This is a genomic window from Arthrobacter sp. TMS2-4 (assembly GCF_054511075.1).
Genome location: NZ_JBTNDI010000002.1, coordinates 454,148 through 475,538 on the forward strand (window position 1 = coordinate 454,148; position 21,391 = coordinate 475,538).

Genomic DNA, 21,391 nt, shown 5'->3' on the forward strand with positions numbered 1-21,391 from the left:
GTGGTCTTACGACTCTCCACCCTTTTCCTGCGCACCCTGCGTGATGACCCCGCCGACGCCGAGGTCGCCAGCCACCGCCTCCTGGTCCGGGCCGGCTACATCCGGCGCGCGGCCCCGGGCATCTACAGCTGGCTGCCCCTGGGCCTGAAGGTCCTCGCGCGTGTGGAGGGCATCGTCCGTGAGGAGATGGAGGCCATGGGCGCCCAGGAGGTCCACTTCCCGGCGCTGCTGCCCAGGGAGCCCTACGAGACCACGGGCCGCTGGACCGAGTACGGCGACGGCCTCTTCCGCCTCCAGGACCGCAAGGGCGCGGACTACCTCCTGGCGCCCACGCACGAGGAGATGTTCACGCTCCTCGTGAAGGACCTGTACAGCTCGTACAAGGATCTCCCGGTGAGCCTGTTCCAGATCCAGACCAAGTACCGCGACGAGGCGCGCCCCCGCGCAGGGCTCCTGCGCGGCCGCGAGTTCATCATGAAGGACTCCTACTCCTTCGACATCGACGACGAGGGTCTCGAGGCCAGCTACCAGCTCCACCGGGCGGCCTACCTGCGCATCTTCGAGCGCCTGGGCCTCGAGGTCATCCCCGTGACCGCGACCGCCGGTGCCATGGGCGGCTCGAAGAGCGAGGAGTTCCTGCACCCGACGCCCATCGGCGAGGACACCTTCGTCCAGTCGGCGGGCGGGTACACCGCGAACGTCGAGGCCGTCACCACCGTGGTCCCCGACGCCGTCGACTACACCGACGCCCCGGCGGCCGAGGTGCTCGACACCCCGGACACGCCGACCATCGACACGCTCGTGGCCGCCGCCAACACGACGACCCCCCGCGCGGACCGGCCCTGGACCGCCGCGGACACCCTGAAGAACGTCGTACTCGCAGCCGTCCTGCCGACAGGGGAGCGCGAGATCGTCGTCGTCGGCGTGCCCGGTGACCGCACCGTGGACCTCAAGCGCATCGAGGCGAACATCGCGGGCCATCTGGAGACCGGCGGCGAGGTCGCGGTGGAGGCCGCCACGGACGAGGAACTCAGGAAGCACCCCGGCCTCGTGAAGGGCTACATCGGTCCGGGCCTGACGCCCGAGACAGCCGTGCTCGGCGCCGCATCCGCAACGGGCCTGCGTTACCTCGTGGACCCCCGCGTGGTCAGCGGCACCCCGTGGATCACCGGCGCCAACGAGCACGGGAAACACGTGTTCGGCCTGATCGCCGGCCGTGACTTCACCTGGGACGGCGTCGTCGAGGCCGTCGAGGTACGCGAGGGCGACGAGGCACCCGACGGCTCGGGACCGCTCGTCGCAGCCCGGGGCATCGAGATGGGCCACATCTTCCAGCTCGGACGGAAGTACGCCGACGCGCTGGGCCTGAAGGTCCTCGACCACAACGGCAAGCTGGCCACGGTGACCATGGGCTCCTACGGCATCGGGGTGACGCGCGCCCTCGCCGCCCTCGCCGAGGCGAACCACGACGACCGCGGCATCATCTGGCCCCGCAACGTCGCACCCGCCGACGTCCACATCGTCGCCACGGGCAAGGGCGCCGAGGTGTTCGAGGCCGCCGAGAAGCTCGCGGCGGAGCTGGAGTCCTCCGGCCTGACGGTGCTCTACGACGACCGCCCGAAGGTCTCCCCGGGGGTGAAGTTCGGCGACGCCGAACTCGTCGGCGTGCCCACCATCGTCGTCGTCGGGCGCGGGCTCGCGGACGGCGTGCTCGAGGTCAAGGACCGGCGCACCGGCGGGACGCAGAACGTCGCCGTCGACGGGGCCGCCGCGCTGCTGCGCGAACTCACCGCGCACTGACCTTGGCAGGTTCGGGACTCGAGGAGCTGCACCTCGCCACGATCCTGCTGGTGCTCGTCGCCGGCTTCGCGGCCGGCTGGGTGGACGCCGTCGTCGGTGGTGGTGGCCTGCTGCAGCTGCCCGCGCTGCTCCTGGTGCCCGGCATCGCCCCCGTGGAGGCCCTGGCCACCAACAAGATGGGGTCCATCTTCGGCACGACGACGAGCGCCATCACCTACTACCGGCGCGCCCACCCGGATCTGCGGACGGCGCTGCCCATGGCGGGCGTTGCCCTGCTCGGCAGCTTCGGTGGTGCCGTCCTCGCGTCGTCGCTGCCGGCGTCGGTCTTCAAGCCCATCATCGTGGTGGCGCTCGTCGGTGTCGCGGTGTTCACCGCGCTGAAGCCCACCGTCGGGACGCTCACGAAGCTGCGGTACCAGGGCGCCCGGCACTACGCGACGGCGTGCGCCATCGGGCTCGTCATCGGGTTCTACGACGGACTGATCGGCCCCGGCACCGGGTCCTTCCTGATCATCGCGATGGTCACGCTGCTGGGCTACAACTTTCTCGGTGCCAGCGCCAAGGCCAAGATCGTGAACATGGCCACCAACTTCGGGGCCCTCCTGTTCTTCCTGCCCAGCGGGTCCCTCCTGTGGGGACTCGGCCTGCTGCTCGGCGTCGCGAACATGGCCGGCGGCTACACCGGATCACGCATGGCCATCAGCCAGGGCAGCCGCTTCATCAGGGTCGTGTTCCTGGTCGTCGTCGGCGCACTCATCGTCAAGCTCGGCTACGACGTGTGGATCGAGAACATCCGACCGCTGACGGCAGGGGACTGAGGAGCGTTCACAGGACGGACAGGTGGCCGGCGGGCGGTAACCCGTCCAGGGTCCGGCCGAGCAGCGAGCTCGCCACCCAGAGTGACCGGTCGGCGTCGTCGCTCCGGCCGTGCGCCAGATAGGACAGCGCGTTGCGGACCTCGCGGACCACGGACCACCCCCGCGCCAGGTCCGCGTCGAGCCCCGCGGCGCCCGCCAGCGCGCGGCAGTGCGCCTGCAGGTGACCGGCCGGATCGGCGGGGTCGAGCTCGCCGAGCCTGTTCCACAGCATGGGGGCCACCGAATACTCCGCGTCACCCAGCACGGGCTTCGGATCGATGGCGACGAAGTCCCCGAGCCGGCCCGGCGAGGACGGCAGGAGGTTGTCGTAGTGCAGGTCCGCGTGGACGAGGACGTCCCGTTCCGACCGCCGGCCGAGGACCCCGCGTGCCTGGCAGACTTCCAGCGCGGCCTCCATGAGCCAGCGCGGGAACGGTTCGCCGAGATCGTCCCACTGCGCGGGGAGCGTGTCCGTCCACTGCTCGGCCTCGGACGCGAGGTGGGGAAAGGCCGCCCAGGGCGCACTGTCGCCCGCGCGGAGGCAGAGCTGCCGCAGGACCGTGCCCCACGGCCCGGGGGTCTCGTCCAGCGGCACGTCCCGCAGCGAGCGGTTCCCGTCGAGGCGCTGCAGCAGCAGGGCGTAGTCGGGCCGCGACGACGCCAGCAGGCGGACCGCGCCCGTGCCGTCCCACAGCGTCAGCGCATCGGGTTCGGGCAGGGCCTCGTCGTGGGGGATGGTCAGTTTGAGGACGGCCGGTGGCCCGCCGTCGCGCCGCAGCACCGGCACGACGACGGCGCACCGCCCCGCCCACGCGGCCTGCCCCGGGCAGAGGTCGAGATCCAGGTTCCAGTCCTCGAGTCGCTCCACGAGGAGGCGGTGCCAGGTGCGCGTCCACCGGAGGCCGCCCGCGATCGTCCTCGCGGACCGGAGGAGGGACGGCGGGAGCTCGGGCAGCGCCGCGCGCGAACCGGAGGTCGACGGCTGCCCGCTCCCGCCGCCTCGTGATCCGCTAGCCACCGGGATGCTCCGTGGGATCCGCGGGGGCGGCGTCCGGTGCCTCCGTGCTGCCGGCAAGGCCGGGCAGGGCTTCCAGCGGCGTGCCGGCGTCGAAGCTGCGCTGGGCGGCCGCGCTGAACGAGGCGACGGCCCAGGCGCGGGCGTCCGGACCCACCATCGCGATGAGGCCCGCATAGAGCTCGGTGCGTTCCTGTTCGATCGCGCGCGTCGCGGCCAGGGGGTCGGCGCGGAAGTCGGGCCCGATCGCATAGCCGGCCGGGGCTGGGGCTGCGGTCACGCACAGGGCGGCGAGGCGATGGGTCGCCGCCTCCGCAGCCGCCGCATGGGCGGACGCGGCGGCCAGTGCCTGCGCGGGGTCGGGGAGCAGCGCGGCAGCGACCTCGTACGCGTACCGTGCCTGGTCCTCCGCGGTCCTCGCCTCGAGGAGGGCCTGGCGGTCGGCGACGGGGCCCAGCGGGGTCCCGGCGCACTCGGGGGGCGCCGGGGCATCGGAGCCCGTGGCCGGATCAGCGGCGGTCAGTGAGCCGGCCGGGGGCAACTCCGGGTCCACGCCCAGGGCGCCGCCGAGATGCAGGGCGTGCCGCCACTGGTTCGCCCCGGCCGCTGCGAGCACGCGGCCCGGACCGGGGTCCACGCGGACCGCGTCCTGAAGGCTCTGCACGGCGCTCTCGCGGAGGGTCGCCAGCACGTCGGTCGGCGCCGGGTCGGCGGTGTCGGTGGCGGTGTCGGTGGCGGTCGCAGTGTCGGTGGCACGTGCGGTGTGGGCCGCGGCACCGGCGTCGGACCCCGCCGTCGGACCGGGGGGACGCGGCAGGGCGACGGCGTCCGCCTGTTCGTCGAGGTCGGCGGCGGCCGCGGCCAGTCCCGCCACGATCTCCGGGGCCAGGGCGGGATCGGTCGCGACGGCGCGCGCCTGACCGGCCGCGGAGCGGTAGCGGTCCTCGGCGTCCAGCTGTGCCTGTTCGGAGACGGAGTAGGTGCGCTCCTGCGGGTCCGGGGAGGTGACGCCCAGCCCGACGCCGACCACGAGGAGCATCCCGATGAAGAGGCCGACGAGGCCCAGGGCCCGCCGCGCCAGGCGTCCGGCACGGGATCCACGGCGCCCTGCACCGGCCTGCCGCCCGTCCGTCTCCGCCTGCTTCATCACAGTTCCCGATGATGTCACGGAGCTTCCCGTTTGCCCGGCCGATACACCGGGTGCCGCGGAATGTCGCTACTCTTGGAGCACAACATCATCGAGTGGGAGGCAGCCATGGCGGTCCGGTCCGGGAACGAAAATCATGCCTCGACCAGCAGGTCGGCCTCAGAGGCCGAACTGCGGGACGAAGCGCAGCGTCTCAGGACACGGCTGAAGCCGGTCGTCGACCAACACAACCTCTTCCTCGAGGACGTCGAGGTCAGGGTCGCAGGGTCCCACCGCACGGTCCACGTCGTCGTGGACCTGCCCGAGGACACCACGGGAAGCGTCGGTTTCGATGTGATCTCCGCCATCTCGACGGACCTCTCCACGGCGATGGACGACCTGGAGGACGACGATCGTCCGTACAATCTCGAAGTCTCGTCGCCCGGGGTCTCACGCCCCCTCACCGAACCGCGGCACTGGCGCCGCAACGTGGGGCGTCTGATCGAGGTGAAGCCCGTGACCGGCGACGTGATCCTCGGCCGCCTGCAGGACGTGTCGGACACCGGGGTCCGGCTGATCCCGCAACTGCCGGTCAAGAAGGGCATGAAGCCAAAGCAGGGCGATTTGCTCGCCCTCGAGTTTTCCAGGATCCGCAAGGGGACCGTCCAGGTCGAATTCGCGCATCTCGAGGATGAACACCACGACGACAACGATGGGGCCGATCCGGAGATCTCCGGCGCCGTGCACCACGCGTAAGGAGACCCCCATGGATATCGATATGAGCGCGCTGAGACTGCTCGAGCACGAGCGCGAGATCCCCCTCGACAAGCTGGTTCCCACGATCGAGCAGGCTCTGCTCATCGCCTACCATCGCTCGCCGGGCTCGCACGAGACCGCCCGCGCCGAGCTCGACCGGCGGACCGGGCACGTCACCATCTGGGCCACGGAGAAGGACGAGGACGGCGCGCTCGTCGGCGAATTCGACGACACACCCACCGGGTTCGGGCGCATCGCGGCGAGCACCGCACGCCAGGTCATCCTCCAGCGCCTGCGGGATGCCGAGGACGACAACATCCTGGGGGAGTTCCGCGGGAAGGAGGGCGAACTCGTCGCCGGCATGATCCAGCAGGGCAACAACCCGCACATGATCCAGGTCAACCTCGGGTCCGTTGAAGCGGTCCTGCCGCCGCCGGAGCAGGTGCCGGGGGAGAAGTACCTGCACGGCACCCGGCTGCGCGCCTTCGTGGTCGATGTGCACCGTGGGATGAAGGGACCCTCCATCACCCTGTCCCGGTCGCATCCCGGGCTCGTGCGCAAGCTCTTCGAGCTGGAGGTCCCCGAGATCGCCGACCGCACCGTCGAGATCGTCGCCCTCGCCCGTGAAGCCGGGCACCGCACAAAGATCGCCGTGAAGGCCAACGTCCCGGGTGTCAACGCCAAGGGGGCGTGCATCGGCGAGATGGGCAGCCGTGTCCGCGCGGTCATGAACGAGCTGAACGACGAGAAGATCGACATCGTCGACTACAACGACGACGCCGCGGCCTTCATCGCCAGCTCCCTCTCGCCGTCCCGCGTGACCTCCGTGACGATCACCGACGAGGCCACCCGGTCGGCGCGCGTCGTCGTCCCCGATTACCAGCTCTCCCTCGCGATCGGCAAGGAAGGCCAGAACGCCCGGCTCGCGGCGAAGCTCACGGGCTGGCGCATCGACATTGTGTCCGACGCCGCGCAGCAGGCCTCCCCGGCGAAGGCCTAGGCCTGCGGGTCCGGCGGCAGGATCAGAAGGGGTAGAATGGACGAGACTGCCGCCCGGTCGTGCCCGGAAAAGGCTGCACGTGGACACGATTCCGGGCACCGGACGACGGACGCACATCCGATACGCACGTGCGTGGGATGCCGTCGGCGGGACCGCCAGTCACACGTGATGCGGGTTGTTGCACGACCGATCGACGGCCAGATGACGGTCGTGATCGATGAGCGGCGCCGCTTATCCGGACGGGGTGCTTGGCTGCATCCCGACCCGGCATGCATGGAGACAGCCGTCAAGCGGAAAGCCTTCTCGAGGGCCTTTCGCGGGCCGGTGGACACTGCCCAGTTGGCAGCGTCCTTCCAGGCACACCTGGAGCGTCGAGACGGACGCTCCGCACCCACCGTCCTCCCTGAAAGCGGGTCAGTACCCTCATGGAAACCCGATGAGCACCCAGCGATGAGTGCGCAACGATGACCAATCCGTTGCGCTCGATCTTTGATCTGCCAGACGCGCTTGCGACTGGGATCAGCAGTAGGAAATAGACGGTTCGTGCCTGACTCGGTGCGGACCGAGACAGGAGAAATGTGGCCAAGGTCCGCGTACACGAGCTCGCGAAAGAGCTCGGTATCACCTCGAAAGACGCAGTTGCGAAACTGCAGGAACTGGGCGAGTTCGTCCGTTCAGCGTCATCCACCATTGAAGCCCCCGTCGTGAAGAAGCTTCGCGGCGCCTTCCCGAACGCCGCCCCCACGGCTGCGGCGCCCCCCGCACCGTCACGCCCGTCGGCGCCCTCGCCGGGCCCGAAGCCGGGTGCCGCGCAGGCAGCGCCCGAGGCACCCGCCCCGGCTGCGCCCGCAGCACCGAGCACCCCCGCACCGGAAGCCCCGGTCGCACCGCAGGCATCGCCGTTCTCCAACGGCTCCGCTCCGGCTGCCCAGGACGCCCCGGCTCCTGCAGCACCGAGCACCCCTGCGCCGGCGGCGCAGGACACTCCCGCGCCGGCACCGCAGAACAGCGAGACCGAGGGCTCCGGCGAGGGCACCCGCCCTGCGCCCCGCCCGGCGACCCCTCCAGCAGCACCGCCGGCGGGGACGACCCGCCCGTCGAGTGCTCGTCCCGGCGGCGCACCCCGCCCCGGGAACAACCCGTTCGCGCCCTCGCAGGGCATGGGTTCACGCCGTGGCGACACCGACCGTGGTGCCGAGCGCGGTTCGGATCGTCCCCCGCGTCCCGGCAACAACCCGTTCGCCCCGTCGCAGGGCATGCCCCGGCCGGGTCGCCGTGACGATCCCCAGCAGCGTCCCGCTGCCGGCGCCGGCGGACCCCGCCCGGCTGCCGGTGCCGGTGGACCCCGTCCCGCAGCGGGTGCCGGTGGACCCCGTCCGGGCGCACCGCGTCCGGGTGCGCCCCGGCCCGCCGGAGCCCCCGGCTCGCGTCCCACGCCCGGCATGATGCCCAACCGCACCGAACGTCCCGCCGCCCCCGGCCGCGGAGCGCCCGGCGCGGGTGCCGGTCCGCGCCGCGGACCCGGTGGAGCACCGAACAGCCCCAGCGGGGCACCCGCCGGCGGCGGTTTCGGCAAGGGCGGCCGCGGACGCGGCGGCACCGCCGGTGCCTTCGGCAAGGGTGGCGCCGGACGTGGCAAGCAGCGCAAGTCGAAGCGCGCGAAGCGGCAGGAACTGGAGCAGATGTCAGCTCCGTCGCTGGGCGGCGTGAGCGTACCCCGCGGAGACGGCAACACCGTCGTCCGCCTGCGTCGCGGTTCGTCGATCACCGACTTCGCCGACAAGATCGAGGCGAACCCGGCCGCGCTGGTCACCGTGCTGTTCCACCTCGGTGAGATGGCAACGGCGACGCAGTCACTCGACGAGGACACCTTCCAGGTCCTCGGCACGGAGCTGGGTTACCTCATCCAGGTCGTCTCGCCCGAGGACGAGGAGCGCGAGCTCCTCAGCAGCTTCGACATCGACTTCGATGCCGAGCTGGAAGCCGAGGGCGACGAGCAGCTCGAGGCACGTCCGCCGGTCGTCACGGTCATGGGCCACGTCGATCACGGTAAGACGCGACTGCTCGACGCCGTCCGCAACACGAAGGTCGTCGAGGGCGAGCACGGTGGCATCACCCAGCACATCGGTGCCTACCAGATCCAGCACGTCCACGAGGATGCGCCCCGCGCCATCACGTTCATCGACACCCCGGGCCACGAGGCGTTCACCGCCATGCGTGCCCGTGGCGCGAAGGTCACGGACATCGCGGTGCTCGTCGTCGCAGCCGATGACGGCGTCATGCCGCAGACCGTCGAGGCGCTGAACCACGCCCAGGCGGCCAACGTGCCGATCGTCGTGGCCGTCAACAAGATGGACAAGGAAGGCGCGAACCCGGACAAGGTCAAGGGCCAGCTCACCGAGTACGGACTCGTCCCCGAGGAGTACGGCGGCGACACCATGTTCGTGCACGTCTCGGCGCTGCAGGGCATGGGCATCGACGAACTCCTCGAGGCCGTCCTGCTCACCGCGGACGCCGCGCTGGACATGCGGGCCAACCCGAACAAGGACGCCCGCGGCATCGCCATCGAGGCGAACCTGGACAAGGGCCGCGGCGCGGTCGCGACCGTGCTGGTCCAGTCCGGAACGCTGAACGTCGGCGACACGATCGTCGCCGGTACGGCCCACGGCCGTGTGCGTGCGATGTTCGACGAGAACGGCGACGTCGTCACGACGGCGGGACCCTCGCGTCCGGTCCAGGTCCTGGGCCTGTCCAACGTGCCCCGTGCAGGTGACACGTTCTTCGTCACCGACGACGAGCGCACCGGCCGCCAGATCGCCGAGAAGCGTGAAGCGGCGGACCGCAACGCGGCCCTCGCGAAGCGCCGCAAGCGCATCAGCCTCGAGGACTTCGACCAGGCCGTTGCCGAAGGCAAGGTCGACACCCTCAACCTCATCCTCAAGGGTGACGTATCGGGTGCCGTCGAGGCCCTGGAGGACTCGCTGCTCAAGATCGACGTCGGAGAAGGCGTGCAGCTGCGCGTCATCCACCGTGGCGTCGGTGCCATCACGCAGAACGACGTCAACCTGGCGACGGTCGACAACGCGATCATCATCGGCTTCAACGTGAAGCCGGCGGAGCGCGTGGCGGACTACGCCGATCGTGAGGGCGTGGACATGCGCTTCTACTCGGTCATCTACGCCGCGATCGACGACATCGAGCTCGCCCTCAAGGGCATGCTCAAGCCGGAGTACGAGGAGGTGCAGCTCGGTACCGCAGAGGTCCGCGAGGTGTTCCGTTCCTCGAAGTTCGGCAACATCGCCGGTTCGATCGTCCGTTCCGGCATCATCCGACGCAACACCAGGGCCCGTGTCCTGCGTGACGGCAAGGTCATCGGGGACAACCTCTCCGTGGACTCGCTCAAGCGCTTCAAGGACGACGCCACCGAAGTCCGTACCGACTTCGAGTGCGGTATCGGCCTCGGCTCGTTCAACGATGTCAAGGAAGGCGACACCATCGAGACCTTCGAGATGCGGGAGAAGCCCCGCGCCTAGCAGGTAGGGCAGGTCGGGCGCCCCGGTCCTCCGGGGTGCCCGACCTGTCGGGACCGCCGGAACCCGTCGAGGGTTCCTCCCCAGACCAGCTTCAGTAGGAGTAACAGCAATGGCAGATCCGGCTCGCGCCGCGCGACTCGCGCAGCGCATCAAAGTCATCGTCGCCGAGGCGCTGCGGCGCCGCGTGAAGGACCCCCGGCTGGAAGCCGTGACCATCACCGACGCCCGCGTCACGAACGACCTCCAGCACGCGACCCTGTACTACACCGTGCTCGGCGACCCGGAGGAGCAGCAGGCCACCCGGATGGCACTCGAGTCCGCCCGCGGCGTGCTGCGGTCGGAGGTCGGGAAGAACATCACGGCGCGTCTCACGCCCACCCTCGAGTTCGTCCCCGACGAGGTGCCGGTCAACGCCAGCCACCTCGAGGAACTCCTGCAGAAGGCACGCGAGCGTGACGCCGAAGTGGCGGCGATCGCGCAGGGCGCCGACTTCGCGGGTGACGCGGACCCGTACCGCACGTCGGAGGACGACGAGGCGGCACGCTAGTCCCGGACCCCGTCCGGCACCGAACGGAAAAGGCAGCCGACCCCACGGGTCGGCTGCCTTTCGCGTACTCCCGCCGGGTCAGGTCCTCGGCGGGGCGGGGAGCCGGGAGAGTCCCTCGACGAGATCCCCGGTCCGGCCGCAGAGGGCGATCCTCACCCAGCCCTCGCCGCGGGCGCCGAAAGCCGTCCCCGGGGCCAGCGCCACCCCCCGGTCGGCGAGGAACGAGCGTGTCCAGGCACGGACGTCGCCGCCGGTCGCGTGCGAGAGGTCGGCCCAGAGGTAGAAGGCGCCGCGGGCGTCGAGGTAGTCGATCCCGAGCCCGTCGAGGACCGCCGTCGCCGCGTCCCGGTTGGCCCGGTAGTGCCGCAGTGCCGTCGAGACGTAGTCCTGGGGGCCGGTGAGCGCCGCGACGGCGGCGTACTGCGACGCCGCCGAGACGCAGGACACCGTGGCCTCCATGATGTTGCTGAGCAGCGGCTCCATGCCCGGGGGCGTGACGAGCGCGCCGATGCGCAGCCCCGTCAGCCCATAGGTCTTCGAGAGCGTCAGCGACGTGATCACCCGCTTCTCCCGGGCCTCCGGGACCGCCTCCGGACCGCCGGCGTCGAAGCGTGCCGGACTGACGTGCGGGACGTCGTAGGTGAACGCCTCGTAGCACTCGTCGGAGACGACCCACAGATCGTGCTCGTGCGCGAACCGGACGAGCTCACGCGTGAGCTCGTGGTCGAACACCGAACCGAGGGGATTCGAGGGGGAGTTGAGCAGGAGGACCTTCGTGCGTCCGGTGACCAGGCCCTGCAGGTCCTCGATCCGCGGCTGGAACCCGTGCTCGGGCATCAGCGGGTAGGGCACCGGCACACCGCCGAGGAGGCCGACCGTCATGGCGAACGTGGGGTAGCCCGGATCGGGGAGGAGCACCTCGTCACCGGCTCCGATGAGCGTGCTGAGCGCCAGGTGCAGCCCCTGCTGGGCGCCCGCGACGACGAAGACGCGCGAGGGATCGTCGTCGACCCCCGCCAGCCGTGAGAACCGTTCCGCGAACGCCGCCCTGGCCGGCGCGATCCCGGCGTTGGGGGTGTAGTTCGTGTCGTCCCGGTCCAGCGCGGCCATGCCCGCCTCGAGCACGTGGCGTGCCACCGGGAAGCCCGGTTCGCCGATGCTGAGCACGATGGCGTCGGGGGTAGCCCACGCCGCCTGCGTGATCTCGCGGATCTGGTTGACCGGGACGTTCACCACGTGGGCTGGAGCGGAGGGCATACGCAGGATGCTATCGCGCACGGCCGGTCCCGGTGCGGACCATATACTGGGAGGCGTGAATGAGGGGCAGGTCCACTCCGGGCTGATCATCGTGGACAAGCCGCAGGGCTGGACCAGTCATGACGTGGTCGGTCGCCTGCGCCGCCTCGCAGGTACCCGGAAGGTCGGCCACGCCGGCACCCTCGACCCGATGGCCACCGGCGTCCTCGTCGTCGGCATCAACCGGGCCACCCGCCTCCTGACCTTCATCGTGGGCACCACGAAGACCTACACCGCCACGATCCGCCTGGGCCAGTCCACCCTCACGGACGACGCCGAGGGCGAGGTCACCGGCGGGAGCATCGCCGCCGCGGTGACCGAGGAGGAGATCCGCACCGCCGTCGCCGCGCTCACGGGCGAGATCGAGCAGGTCCCCAGCAGCGTGAGCGCCATCAAGGTCAAGGGGGAGCGGTCCTACGCGCGGGTCCGCTCCGGCGAGGAGGTCCACCTCGCAGCGCGTCCCGTGACCATCCACCGCTTCGCCGTCCACGCGATCCGGCGCGTGAGCAACGGCCGCCTCCAGGACGTCGACGTCACCGTGGAGTGCAGCTCCGGGACGTACATCCGCGCCCTCGCCCGCGACCTCGGCGCGGCGCTCGGCGTCGGCGGTCACCTCACGGCGCTCCGACGGACGCAGGTGGGCCCGTACACCATCGGACAGGCACGCACGCTGGAGCAGCTCGCCGAGGAGCTCGAGGTGCTGTCCCTCGACGACGCCGGACGGGCCCTGTTCCCCGTCCGCGACCTCTCGGACACCGAGACCGCCGATGTGTCCCACGGCCGGAAGGTGGCGCCGAACGCCGACCCGGACGGCCCGGTCGCGGCCTACGCGCCGGACGGCACCCTCGTGGCGCTGCTCGAGAACCGCGGGGACGCCGCCCGGACCGTCCTGGTGTTCGCGCCCGGGGGCAAGGAATAGGCGTGGATCCCTTCTTCCTCATCGGGGCTCTCGTGTGCGCCGTCTCCGCCCTGCTGTGCATCGGGGCGGGCGTGCTGCGCCGCCCCCCGAACGACATCACGATCCTGTCGGTCGCGGCCGTCGAGCTCTTCCTCCTCGCCTACGGCGTCGGCGCCGTGATCCGGCAGCTCGCGGGGGAACCGGTGCTCGGGGAGGCCTGGGAGTTCTGGGGCTACCTGCTCACCGCACTGCTCGTGCCCGTCGGGGCGTTCTGGTGGGCGATCCTCGAGAAGACGCGCTGGAGCAACTTCGTGCTGGGGGCGGCCGGGCTGACCGTGTTCGTCATGCTCTTCCGCATGGAGCAGATCTGGGACGGGGTGGCCGGACTGTGAGCAGGCAGAGGCACGGGTCGGTCCCCGCCGCGGCGGACGGCACGCACCACGCGGACGGCACGCACCGCGCGAGCGGCCCCGGGCGGCTGCTGATCGCCGTGTACGGCGTGTTCGCCCTCGCCGCGACGGCCAGGGCGGCGTTCCAGATCGTGACGAAGTTCGACGAGGCGCCGCTGGCATACCTGCTGTCGGCCTTCGCCGCCGTCGTGTACATCGTCGCCACCGTCTCGCTCGCCCGGCCCGGCGCCCGCGCCTACCTCGTCTCCGTCGTCGCCGTGACCACGGAGCTCGTGGGAGTCATCGCGGTGGGACTGCTCAGTGTGTTCGACGCGGAGGCGTTCCCGAGCGAGACGGTGTGGTCGGCCTTCGGCCGCGGCTACGGGTTCGTCCCGCTCGTCCTGCCGGTCCTCGGACTTCTCTGGCTGCGCAGGAACCGGCCGGGCACGCCGTGAGAGTATGACGGAAGAGCACCATCCACCCGGCCCCCAGGGAGCGACATGACCAGCAACAGCCCCGAGCACGACGACTCCTCCGCGCCGGGCGGACGACCCGCCGGGCCGGCACCGTCCTCGTCGCGAGCCTCGACCCCGGCGTCCGGCACGGCGGGTGCGGCGTCCGCGGCGTCGGGCACGACGGCGAGCACCCCCAAAGCCGGCACTGCCAGGACCGGCGCCCCCGCCAAGGGGAAGAAGGCGGGCCGGGCCGCGTCCACGGGCGGTGACTGGAACGTGTTCCGTACCGTCGTCGTCCTGCTGGGACTGGCCCTCGCCGCCTTCGGCGTCTACTACCTGATCCTCGGCACGGCGGGCCTGCCGGACACCGACGGCGCACCGGTCAATCCCACCCTCGAGAGCCAGTTCCGCTTCTACTCGGCCATGATGGTGGGTGTCGGCGCGGCGTTCGTCACGATCGCGATCAAGTTCCAGTGGGCCAACATGCTCTGGCTCGTGTGCCTCATGGTGTTCGTCGGCGGCATCGGGCGTGTCCTGTCGTGGGCGTTCTCCGGCACCCCCCACTACCTGCTGATCATCCTCATGGTCATCGAACTCGCCTTCCCGGCGGCCCTGCTCGTCTGGCACAAGTACATCGCGAAGACCAGCGAGCTCCGCAAGGAGTTCTCCCAGCGCGGCTAGAGGGTGCCGGTGTCCGGGCCCGGGATGCCATGGGTGACGGGGCCTTCGGCCATAATGGGATCGGCGATCGACCCGCCGGACCACACCCGCGGTTCCGGGTATCGGCCGAACCGCGAAGGAGATGCGTGTACTACTGGAGAGACCTGGACAGTGTGCCCGAGGATTTCGGGCCCTCCGTCCTGACGCTCGGCAACTTCGACGGCGTGCACCGGGGACACCAGCACGTCCTGCAGCAGGTCGTCGAGGCGGCGCGGCAACGATCCGCCGCGGCCGTCGTCGTGTCCTTCGATCCGCACCCCTCGCAGGTCCACCGGCCGGACACGGCGCCCGAACTGATCATGGGCCTCGACGACCGCGTGGAGACCCTCGCCGAGACCGGCATCGACGCCCTGCTGATGATGCACTACACGCTCGATCTGGCCGCCAACTCGCCGGAGGAGTTCGTGGAGCGCGTGTTCGTGCGGGCGCTCCGGGCCAAGGCCGTGGTCATCGGCCACGACGTCCGGTTCGGCCGGGGCAACAGCGGGGACCTCGACACCATGCGGGAGCTCGGCCGCACGCTCGGCTTCGAGGTCATCACCATCGACGACTTCGGGGCCGGCTATCCGGCGGACGTCACGGCCGCCGACGGCGACCGTCGCTGCTCCTCGACCTGGGTCCGGGAGGCCCTCGAGGCCGGGGACGTGGGAACCGCGGCCCGCGTGCTCGGCCGGCTCCACCGCGTGCGCGGCGTCGTGGTGCACGGCGCGGCCCGCGGCAGGGAGCTCGGCTATCCGACCGCCAACCTCGGCGCCTCCGCACAGGGATTCACTCCCGCCGACGGCATCTACGCCGGCTGGCTCACCGACCAGGCCGGGACGCGGTGGCCCGCCGCCATCTCCGTCGGATCGAACCCCACCTTCGACGGCGTCGACCGCCAGGTCGAGGCGCACGTCATCAACCGGCCGCCGGAGCGGGTGCAGGACTTCGACCTGTACGGGCAGTCCGTCGTCGTCGAGTTCGTCGAACGGCTGCGCGGACAGGTGACCTACACCGGGCCCGAAGCGCTCATCGACCAGATGAGGCTCGACGTCGACCGCGCGCGTGGCCTGCTTTCGACAGAACATCAGCCCAGACGCTAGACTTGTCGCAGATCCGGCTGCAGTCCGTGGTGGCTGGATTTTTCTGTGTCGTCGTGCAAACGATGCTCAGCACCTGTTCACGGTACAACTCTAGGAGTTACTCGTGGCCCTTGACGCCGCCATCAAGCAGGAAATCATCAAGGCGTACGCCCTGGCCGAAGGTGACACCGGTTCACCCGAGGTCCAGATCGCGATGCTTTCCCGCCGTATCCTCGACCTGACCGAGCACCTGAAGATGCACAAGCACGACCACCACACGCGTCGTGGCCTGCTTCTTCTCGTCGGTCGCCGCCGTCGCCTGCTGGACTATCTGCGGGACACGGACATCACGCGCTACCGGACGCTCATCGAGCGCCTGGGTCTGCGTCGATAAGTAGCATCAGAAGGCGGCATCCTCTCCACCGAGGGGAGCCGCCTTCTCGCTGGTAATAGCAGGAAGTACCCCACGCACAACAGGAGTCGATCGGCACCACGCATTCGCGGTCCTCGGTAGTGATCTCCGGAACGCCGTTCCGTGGATCTCGATCGAAGACCGGGTGCTGTGGGGCGTCCATGAGGGACGGCCCACGTCGGGTGCCGATTGCCTCCGTCTACCAGGAAACGGAGGTGACTCTCTTGGAGGGTCCCGAAATTCAGTTCGCCGAAGCAGTGATCGACAACGGTCGCTTCGGAACACGCACCGTCCGGTTCGAGACCGGTCGCGTCGCCCAGCAGGCCGCCGGCTCCGCCATGGTCTACATCGACGAGGACACCGCGCTGCTCTCGGCCACCACGGCCGGCAAGCACCCGCGCGAAGGCTTCGACTTCTTCCCGCTGACCGTCGACGTCGAAGAGCGCATGTACGCCGCGGGCCGCATCCCGGGTTCGTTCTTCCGCCGCGAAGGCCGCCCCTCGACGGAGGCCATCCTCGCCTGCCGCCTCATGGACCGCCCGCTGCGCCCCGCCTTCGTCAAGGGACTCCGCAACGAGGTCCAGGTCGTCGTCACGATCCTCGCGATCAATCCCGACGTCCGCTACGACGTCGTGGCCATCAACGCCGCGTCCATGTCCACGCAGCTCTCCGGCCTGCCCTTCTCGGGCCCGATCGGTGGCGTCCGCGTCGCCCTCGTCTCCGACGGCAGCGGCACCGACCAGTGGATCGCCTTCCCGAAGCACTCCGAGCTCGAGAACTCCGTCTTCGACATGGTCGTCGCCGGACGCATCGCCGGTGACGACGTCGCCATCATGATGGTCGAGGCCGAAGCGACCGACAACTCGTGGAACCTCATCAAGGAGAACGGCGCGACCGCTCCCACCGAGGAGATCGTCGCCGACGGCCTCGAGGCCGCGAAGCCGTTCATCCGCGCGCTGTGCGAGGCGCAGGCCGACCTCGCCGCCCGCGCCGCGAAGCCGACCGTCGAGTTCCCCGTCTTCCTCGACTACCAGGACGACGTCTACGCCGCCGTGGAGTCCGCCGGAGCCGAGAAGCTCGGACAGGTCTTCCAGATCGGCGACAAGCAGGAGCGCGAGAGTGCGTCCGACGCCCTCAAGGCCGAGCTCATGGACGCCCTCGGCGGCCAGTTCGAGGGACGCGAGAAGGAGCTCTCCGCAGCCTTCCGCTCGCTGACCAAGGCCGTCGTCCGCCAGCGCATCCTGAAGGACCAGGTCCGCATCGACGGTCGCGGCCTGAGTGACATCCGCAAGCTCACCGCCGAGGTCGAGGTCCTGCCGCGCGTGCACGGCTCCGCGATCTTCGAGCGCGGCGAGACCCAGATCCTCGGGGTCACCACGTTGAACATGCTCAAGATGGAGCAGCAGATCGACTCGCTGTCGCCTGTCACGCGCAAGCGCTACATGCACAACTACAACTTCCCGCCCTACTCCACCGGTGAGACCGGCCGCGTCGGTTCGCCGAAGCGCCGCGAGATCGGCCACGGAGCACTCGCAGAGCGCGCCCTCGTGCCCGTCCTGCCGAGCCGCGAGGAGTTCCCGTACGCGATCCGCCAGGTCTCCGAGGCGCTGAGCTCCAACGGCTCGACGTCGATGGGCTCGGTCTGCGCCTCCACGCTGTCGCTGCTCAACGCCGGTGTCCCCCTGCGCGCCCCGGTGGCCGGTATCGCGATGGGCCTCGTCTCCGACGTCGTCGACGGACAGACCCGCTACGCGGCCCTGACGGACATCCTCGGTGCCGAGGACGCCTTCGGCGACATGGACTTCAAGGTCGCCGGAACGTCCGAGTTCGTCACGGCGATCCAGCTGGACACGAAACTCGACGGCATCCCCGCGTCCGTGCTCGCCGCCGCCCTGAAGCAGGCCCGCGAGGCACGCCTGCACATCCTGGGCGTGCTGCAGGCCGCGATCGACACCCCGGACGAGCTCTCCGAGTTCGCACCGCGGATCATCTCGGTGAAGATCCCCGTGGACAAGATCGGCGAGGTCATCGGCCCCAAGGGCAAGATGATCAACCAGATCCAGGAGGACACCGGGGCGGACATCTCGATCGAGGACGACGGCACCGTGCTGATCGGCGCGACGAACGGCGAGTCGGCGGAAGCCGCGCGCGCCGCCGTCAACGCCATCGCCAACCCGCAGGTCCCCGAGATCGGTGAGCGCTACCTGGGCACGGTCGTCAAGACCACGACCTTCGGTGCCTTCGTCTCGCTGACCCCCGGCAAGGACGGCCTGCTGCACATCTCCGAGCTGCGCAAGCTCGCCGGTGGAAAGCGCGTCGACAACGTCGACGAGGTCGTCTCCGTGGGCCAGAAGGTCCAGGTCGAGATCACCAAGGTCGACGACCGCGGAAAGCTCTCGCTCTCGCCCGTCGTCGCGGAGGATCTCTCCGAGGACGCCGGCATCGAGCTGCCCGAGGCCACCGAGGGCGACGACTGACCTGTTGCCCCGCTCTTCCTGAGCACCGTACGGCCCCGGCGCGTTCCGATCCATTCGATCGGCGCCGGGGCCGTCTGCCGTTTCCCGACCAGTCGACAGATCAGAAAGTCCAGGATGTCCCTGTCCTCCGTAGTGTCCCTGCCCCTGCTCCCCACCCTCCATACCGGTCTGGAGGGCTCCGATCCCACGTTCGTGGCCGGTGATCCGGGCGGCAACGTGGTGCGGCGCAGCGTGCTGCCCGGCGGCGTCCGCGTGCTCACCGAGGCCATGCCGGGCCAGCGGTCCGCGACGATCGGTTTCTGGGTCGGCGTCGGATCCCGCGACGAGGCCGACGGCCAGCACGGCTCCACCCACTTCCTCGAGCACCTGTTGTTCAAGGGCACCACGCGCCGCAGCGCGATGGACATCGCGTCGGCCTTCGACGAGGTAGGCGGCGAATCCAACGCCGCGACCGCGAAGGAGAACACCTGCTACTACGCCCGGGTCCTCGACTCGGACCTGCCGATGGCCATCGACGTCATCGCCGACATGGTCACCTCCGCCGTGCTCGACCCGGAAGAGCTCGAGCAGGAGCGGGACGTGATCCTCGAGGAGATCGCGATGGACAGCGACGATCCCGCGGACGTGGCGCACGAGCGATTCGTCGAGCTGGTGCTGGGGGAGCACCCGCTCGGCCGGCCGATCGGCGGGACGCCCGAGGCGATCCGCGCCGTGCCGCGCGATTCCGTGCTCGCGCACTACCGCCGCTACTACACCCCCTCCGAGCTGGTCGTCACCGCCGCGGGCGGGCTGGATCACGACGTCGTCTGCCGCCTCGTCCAGGAAGCGCTCGAGACGGCCGGGTGGACCCTCGACGAGGGCGCGCTGCCCGTCCCACGCCGCCGGACGACCGAGGTCCCTGTCCAGGGGTCGACGGGCGTCCACGTGATCCGGCGCGCCGTCGAGCAGTCGAACATCCTGATCGGCTGCCCCTCCCTGACGGCGACGGACGAGCGCCGGTTCGCGATGAGCGTCCTGAACGCGGTCCTCGGCGGCGGCATGTCCTCGCGCCTGTTCCAGGAGATCCGCGAGAAGCGGGGACTGGTCTACTCCACCTACTCCTTCTCGGCCGCCTACGCCGATGCCGGCTACTTCGGCATGTATGCCGGGTGCTCGCCGGCCAAGACCGCCCAGGTCATCGACCTGCTCGGCGCCGAACTGGACCGCCTCGCCGCCGACGGCATCGATGCCGAGGAGCTCCGCAAGGCGGTGGGGCAGCTCTCGGGCGGGCTGGTCATGGCCCTCGAGGACAGCAGTTCCCGCATGTCCAGGCTCGGCCGCTCGGAGCTCGTCTCGGGGGAGTTCGTCGACATGGACGCCTCCCTGCACCGCATCCGGTCCGTCACCGCCGAGGACGTGCAGGCCCTGGCGCGGGAGCTCGCCGCCGCGCCGCGCACCACCGTCGTCGTCGGGCCCTTCGACTCCGAGGCGGACCTCGCCGTCCAGGGCGCCTGACGGGCATGACGGCCCCCGCTCCCACCGGGACGCCCGCCACGAAGGGCCTGAGCCTCCCGAACCGGATCGCGATCGGGATGCTCGCCGTCGTCGCCGTCGTCATCGGTCTGCTGATCCTGGTGAACGCGCCCGGCGAGGACGAGGGCGGGACGACCGGGACGGCGGCAGGCGCCGCGGAGATCGTCCGTCCGGACAGCCACCGCCTGTCCCAAGCGCCGGACGAGAAGGCCGTCCTCGTCGAGTTCCTCGACTTCGAATGCGAAGCCTGCCTGGCCGCGTACCCGGTGGTGGAGGACCTCTCCGAGGAGTACGGCGAGAACCTGACGGTCGTCTCCCGGTACTTCCCGTTGCCCGGCCACCCGAACTCCGGGGCCGCAGCCGCGGCCGTCGAGGCTGCCGCGCAGCAGGGGCGCTTCAAGGAGATGCACGCGCGCATGTACGAGACGCAGACCGAGTGGAGCCACACCGACGAGGACAGGTCCCCGCTCTTCAGGAGCTACGCCGAGGACCTCGGCCTGGACATGGCCGCCTACGACGCGGCGATCGCGGACCCGGCCACCATGGAGCGCGTCAATGCGGACAAGGCCGACGGGATGGCCTTGGACGTCGAGGGGACCCCGACGTTCTTCCTCGAGGGACGGAAGATCCAGCCGGCCACGATCGAGGAATTCCGTAGCCTCATCGAGACCGCCATCGCGGACTGAGCACCGTGGCGCCCATCAGCGATCAGGGTCCGGCACCGGGGCACGACGACGTGGCCTCGCTGCCCGATTTCGCACGCCGCATCCCGTTCGGGGTGATGCTCGTGGTCACGGGGGCCATCGGCTGGGGTGCAGCCGGCATCCTGATCCTCGAGAAGCTCGAGCTCTACCGGAACCCCGACCACGTCACCAGGTGCGACATCAACCCGTGGGTCTCCTGCGGGCGGGTCATGGAGACCTGGCAGTCCGAAGTCTTCGGCGTCCCCAACCCGTTCATCGGCCTCGTGGGCTTCGCCGTCGTCATCACCACCGGCATGGCCCTGCTCGCCGGAGCCCGCTTCAGCCGCTGGTACTGGGTGGGCCTGCAGGCGGGCGTCACCCTCGGCGGGGTCTTCGCGGCCTGGCTGTGGAGCCAGGCCCTCTTCGACATCTACATCCTGTGCCTCTACTGCATGGTCGTGTGGACGGCGATGATCCCCCTGGTCGTCCTCACCACCGTCCGCAACCTCGTCCACGGCATCATCCCCGCACCCGCCGGACTCACGCGCACCCTCGCAGCCTGGGTAGGACCCATCGTCGTCCTGACCTGGATCGGCGTCGCCGCCTCCGTGGTCCTCCGGTTCCTCCACGTCTTCACGTGAGAGAGCCCAGCGGGACGCCGGGCGGGCAGGGCTGCCGACCGCCCACGACCGTGCGGACAAGTTGCGGATAAGCTGCGGGTGCCTAGGTCATCACGGACCTCCCGGGTTCGTAGGATGAGAACCTGACCACCACTGCGGCCTGGGAGCTGATACGTATCGACGATCGTGGGATCGAGCAAGCAGCGCGCCCTGGCGCGGGCCCGGTGCTGACGA

The 21,391-nt window shown here is 70.3% G+C and carries 20 protein-coding genes; 17 read left to right on the forward strand and 3 right to left on the reverse strand.

Annotated features, from left to right (window positions below):
- A complete protein-coding gene (locus ACX80F_RS05220; protein WP_459335313.1) occupies window positions 1-1,800 on the forward strand; it encodes a proline--tRNA ligase in 1,800 nt (599 codons plus the stop codon).
- Between the two features lie 2 nt (window positions 1,801-1,802).
- Window positions 1,803-2,618, forward strand: coding sequence for a sulfite exporter TauE/SafE family protein (locus tag ACX80F_RS05225; RefSeq protein ID WP_459335314.1), 816 nt, complete (start codon window positions 1,803-1,805; stop codon window positions 2,616-2,618).
- A 7-nt stretch (window positions 2,619-2,625) separates the two neighbouring features.
- On the opposite strand, the gene ACX80F_RS05230 is transcribed toward ACX80F_RS05225, so the two are convergent.
- Window positions 2,626-3,675 carry an aminoglycoside phosphotransferase family protein gene (locus ACX80F_RS05230; RefSeq protein ID WP_459335315.1) on the reverse strand — a complete coding sequence of 350 codons (1,050 nt, stop codon included), beginning with the start codon at window positions 3,673-3,675 and terminating at the stop codon, window positions 2,626-2,628.
- Entirely contained in the window at window positions 3,668-4,819 is a 1,152-nt protein-coding gene (locus tag ACX80F_RS05235; RefSeq protein ID WP_459335316.1) for a DUF4439 domain-containing protein, read from the reverse strand. Before ACX80F_RS05235 ends, ACX80F_RS05230 begins: the two co-directional genes overlap by 8 nt.
- 63 nt (window positions 4,820-4,882) lie before the next feature.
- Between ACX80F_RS05235 and ACX80F_RS05240 the strand changes: the two genes are divergently transcribed.
- The 5 genes from ACX80F_RS05240 (at window position 4,883) to rbfA (ending at window position 10,634) form a co-directional block, all read left to right on the forward strand.
- Window positions 4,883-5,554, forward strand: coding sequence for a ribosome maturation factor RimP (locus ACX80F_RS05240; protein ID WP_459335317.1), 672 nt, complete (start codon window positions 4,883-4,885; stop codon window positions 5,552-5,554).
- Window positions 5,555-5,564: 10 nt separating this feature from the next.
- Window positions 5,565-6,554 (forward strand): transcription termination factor NusA, encoded by a 990-nt coding sequence (nusA, locus tag ACX80F_RS05245; RefSeq protein ID WP_459335318.1) that lies wholly within the window; start codon window positions 5,565-5,567, stop codon window positions 6,552-6,554.
- 168 nt (window positions 6,555-6,722) lie between these two features.
- Window positions 6,723-7,022: a YlxR family protein gene (locus ACX80F_RS05250; RefSeq protein ID WP_459335319.1), complete on the forward strand. Its 300-nt coding sequence runs from the start codon at window positions 6,723-6,725 to the stop codon at window positions 7,020-7,022.
- Between the two features lie 110 nt (window positions 7,023-7,132).
- Entirely contained in the window at window positions 7,133-10,087 is a 2,955-nt protein-coding gene (infB, locus tag ACX80F_RS05255) for a translation initiation factor IF-2 (protein WP_459335320.1), read from the forward strand.
- 109 nt (window positions 10,088-10,196) lie between these two features.
- On the forward strand, window positions 10,197-10,634 hold the full coding sequence (rbfA, locus tag ACX80F_RS05260; protein ID WP_055772560.1) for a 30S ribosome-binding factor RbfA: 438 nt from the start codon (window positions 10,197-10,199) through the stop codon (window positions 10,632-10,634).
- Between the two features lie 78 nt (window positions 10,635-10,712).
- On the opposite strand, the gene ACX80F_RS05265 is transcribed toward rbfA, so the two are convergent.
- Complete coding sequence (locus ACX80F_RS05265; protein ID WP_459335321.1) at window positions 10,713-11,891, reverse strand: pyridoxal phosphate-dependent aminotransferase; 1,179 nt, start codon at window positions 11,889-11,891, stop codon at window positions 10,713-10,715.
- A gap of 55 nt (window positions 11,892-11,946) precedes the next feature.
- Between ACX80F_RS05265 and truB the strand changes: the two genes are divergently transcribed.
- From truB to ACX80F_RS05315, 10 genes are all read left to right on the forward strand, one after another.
- A complete protein-coding gene (truB, locus tag ACX80F_RS05270; protein WP_459335322.1) occupies window positions 11,947-12,849 on the forward strand; it encodes a tRNA pseudouridine(55) synthase TruB in 903 nt (300 codons plus the stop codon).
- A 2-nt stretch (window positions 12,850-12,851) separates the two neighbouring features.
- A complete protein-coding gene (locus ACX80F_RS05275; protein ID WP_459335323.1) occupies window positions 12,852-13,220 on the forward strand; it encodes a hypothetical protein in 369 nt (122 codons plus the stop codon).
- An 86-nt stretch (window positions 13,221-13,306) separates the two neighbouring features.
- Window positions 13,307-13,672 (forward strand): hypothetical protein, encoded by a 366-nt coding sequence (locus tag ACX80F_RS05280; protein WP_459335376.1) that lies wholly within the window; start codon window positions 13,307-13,309, stop codon window positions 13,670-13,672.
- A gap of 45 nt (window positions 13,673-13,717) precedes the next feature.
- A complete protein-coding gene (locus tag ACX80F_RS05285; RefSeq protein WP_459335324.1) occupies window positions 13,718-14,353 on the forward strand; it encodes a DUF4345 domain-containing protein in 636 nt (211 codons plus the stop codon).
- A 125-nt stretch (window positions 14,354-14,478) separates the two neighbouring features.
- On the forward strand, window positions 14,479-15,474 hold the full coding sequence (locus ACX80F_RS05290; protein ID WP_459335325.1) for a bifunctional riboflavin kinase/FAD synthetase: 996 nt from the start codon (window positions 14,479-14,481) through the stop codon (window positions 15,472-15,474).
- A 103-nt stretch (window positions 15,475-15,577) separates the two neighbouring features.
- Window positions 15,578-15,847: a 30S ribosomal protein S15 gene (gene rpsO, locus ACX80F_RS05295; RefSeq protein WP_043447493.1), complete on the forward strand. Its 270-nt coding sequence runs from the start codon at window positions 15,578-15,580 to the stop codon at window positions 15,845-15,847.
- Window positions 15,848-16,089: 242 nt separating this feature from the next.
- The gene (locus ACX80F_RS05300; protein WP_459335377.1) at window positions 16,090-18,342 is read left to right on the forward strand and encodes a polyribonucleotide nucleotidyltransferase; all 2,253 of its coding nucleotides are present in this window, start codon (window positions 16,090-16,092) and stop codon (window positions 18,340-18,342) included.
- 114 nt (window positions 18,343-18,456) lie between these two features.
- Window positions 18,457-19,836, forward strand: a complete 1,380-nt coding sequence (locus tag ACX80F_RS05305) for a M16 family metallopeptidase (protein ID WP_459335326.1) — start codon at window positions 18,457-18,459, stop codon at window positions 19,834-19,836.
- A 5-nt stretch (window positions 19,837-19,841) separates the two neighbouring features.
- Window positions 19,842-20,540 (forward strand): DsbA family protein, encoded by a 699-nt coding sequence (locus ACX80F_RS05310; protein WP_459335327.1) that lies wholly within the window; start codon window positions 19,842-19,844, stop codon window positions 20,538-20,540.
- The gene (locus ACX80F_RS05315) at window positions 20,537-21,178 is read left to right on the forward strand and encodes a vitamin K epoxide reductase family protein (protein WP_459335378.1); all 642 of its coding nucleotides are present in this window, start codon (window positions 20,537-20,539) and stop codon (window positions 21,176-21,178) included. Before ACX80F_RS05310 ends, ACX80F_RS05315 begins: the two co-directional genes overlap by 4 nt.
- The last annotated feature ends 213 nt before the right edge of the window (window positions 21,179-21,391 follow it).

Bases quoted from the DNA above. Each gene is read 5' to 3' on its own strand.
- ACX80F_RS05235 (WP_459335316.1), bottom strand. From the start codon at position 4,819: ATGAAGCAGGCGGAGACGGACGGGCGGCAGGCCGGTGCAGGGCGCCGT.
- ACX80F_RS05240 (WP_459335317.1), top strand. From the start codon at position 4,883: ATGTCGCTACTCTTGGAGCACAACATCATCGAGTGGGAGGCAGCCATG.
- nusA (WP_459335318.1), top strand. From the start codon at position 5,565: ATGGATATCGATATGAGCGCGCTGAGACTGCTCGAGCACGAGCGCGAG.
- ACX80F_RS05250 (WP_459335319.1), top strand. From the start codon at position 6,723: ATGCGGGTTGTTGCACGACCGATCGACGGCCAGATGACGGTCGTGATC.
- rbfA (WP_055772560.1), top strand. From the start codon at position 10,197: ATGGCAGATCCGGCTCGCGCCGCGCGACTCGCGCAGCGCATCAAAGTC.
- ACX80F_RS05265 (WP_459335321.1), bottom strand. From the start codon at position 11,891: ATGCCCTCCGCTCCAGCCCACGTGGTGAACGTCCCGGTCAACCAGATC.
- ACX80F_RS05285 (WP_459335324.1), top strand. From the start codon at position 13,718: ATGACCAGCAACAGCCCCGAGCACGACGACTCCTCCGCGCCGGGCGGA.
- ACX80F_RS05305 (WP_459335326.1), top strand. From the start codon at position 18,457: ATGTCCCTGTCCTCCGTAGTGTCCCTGCCCCTGCTCCCCACCCTCCAT.
- ACX80F_RS05310 (WP_459335327.1), top strand. From the start codon at position 19,842: ATGACGGCCCCCGCTCCCACCGGGACGCCCGCCACGAAGGGCCTGAGC.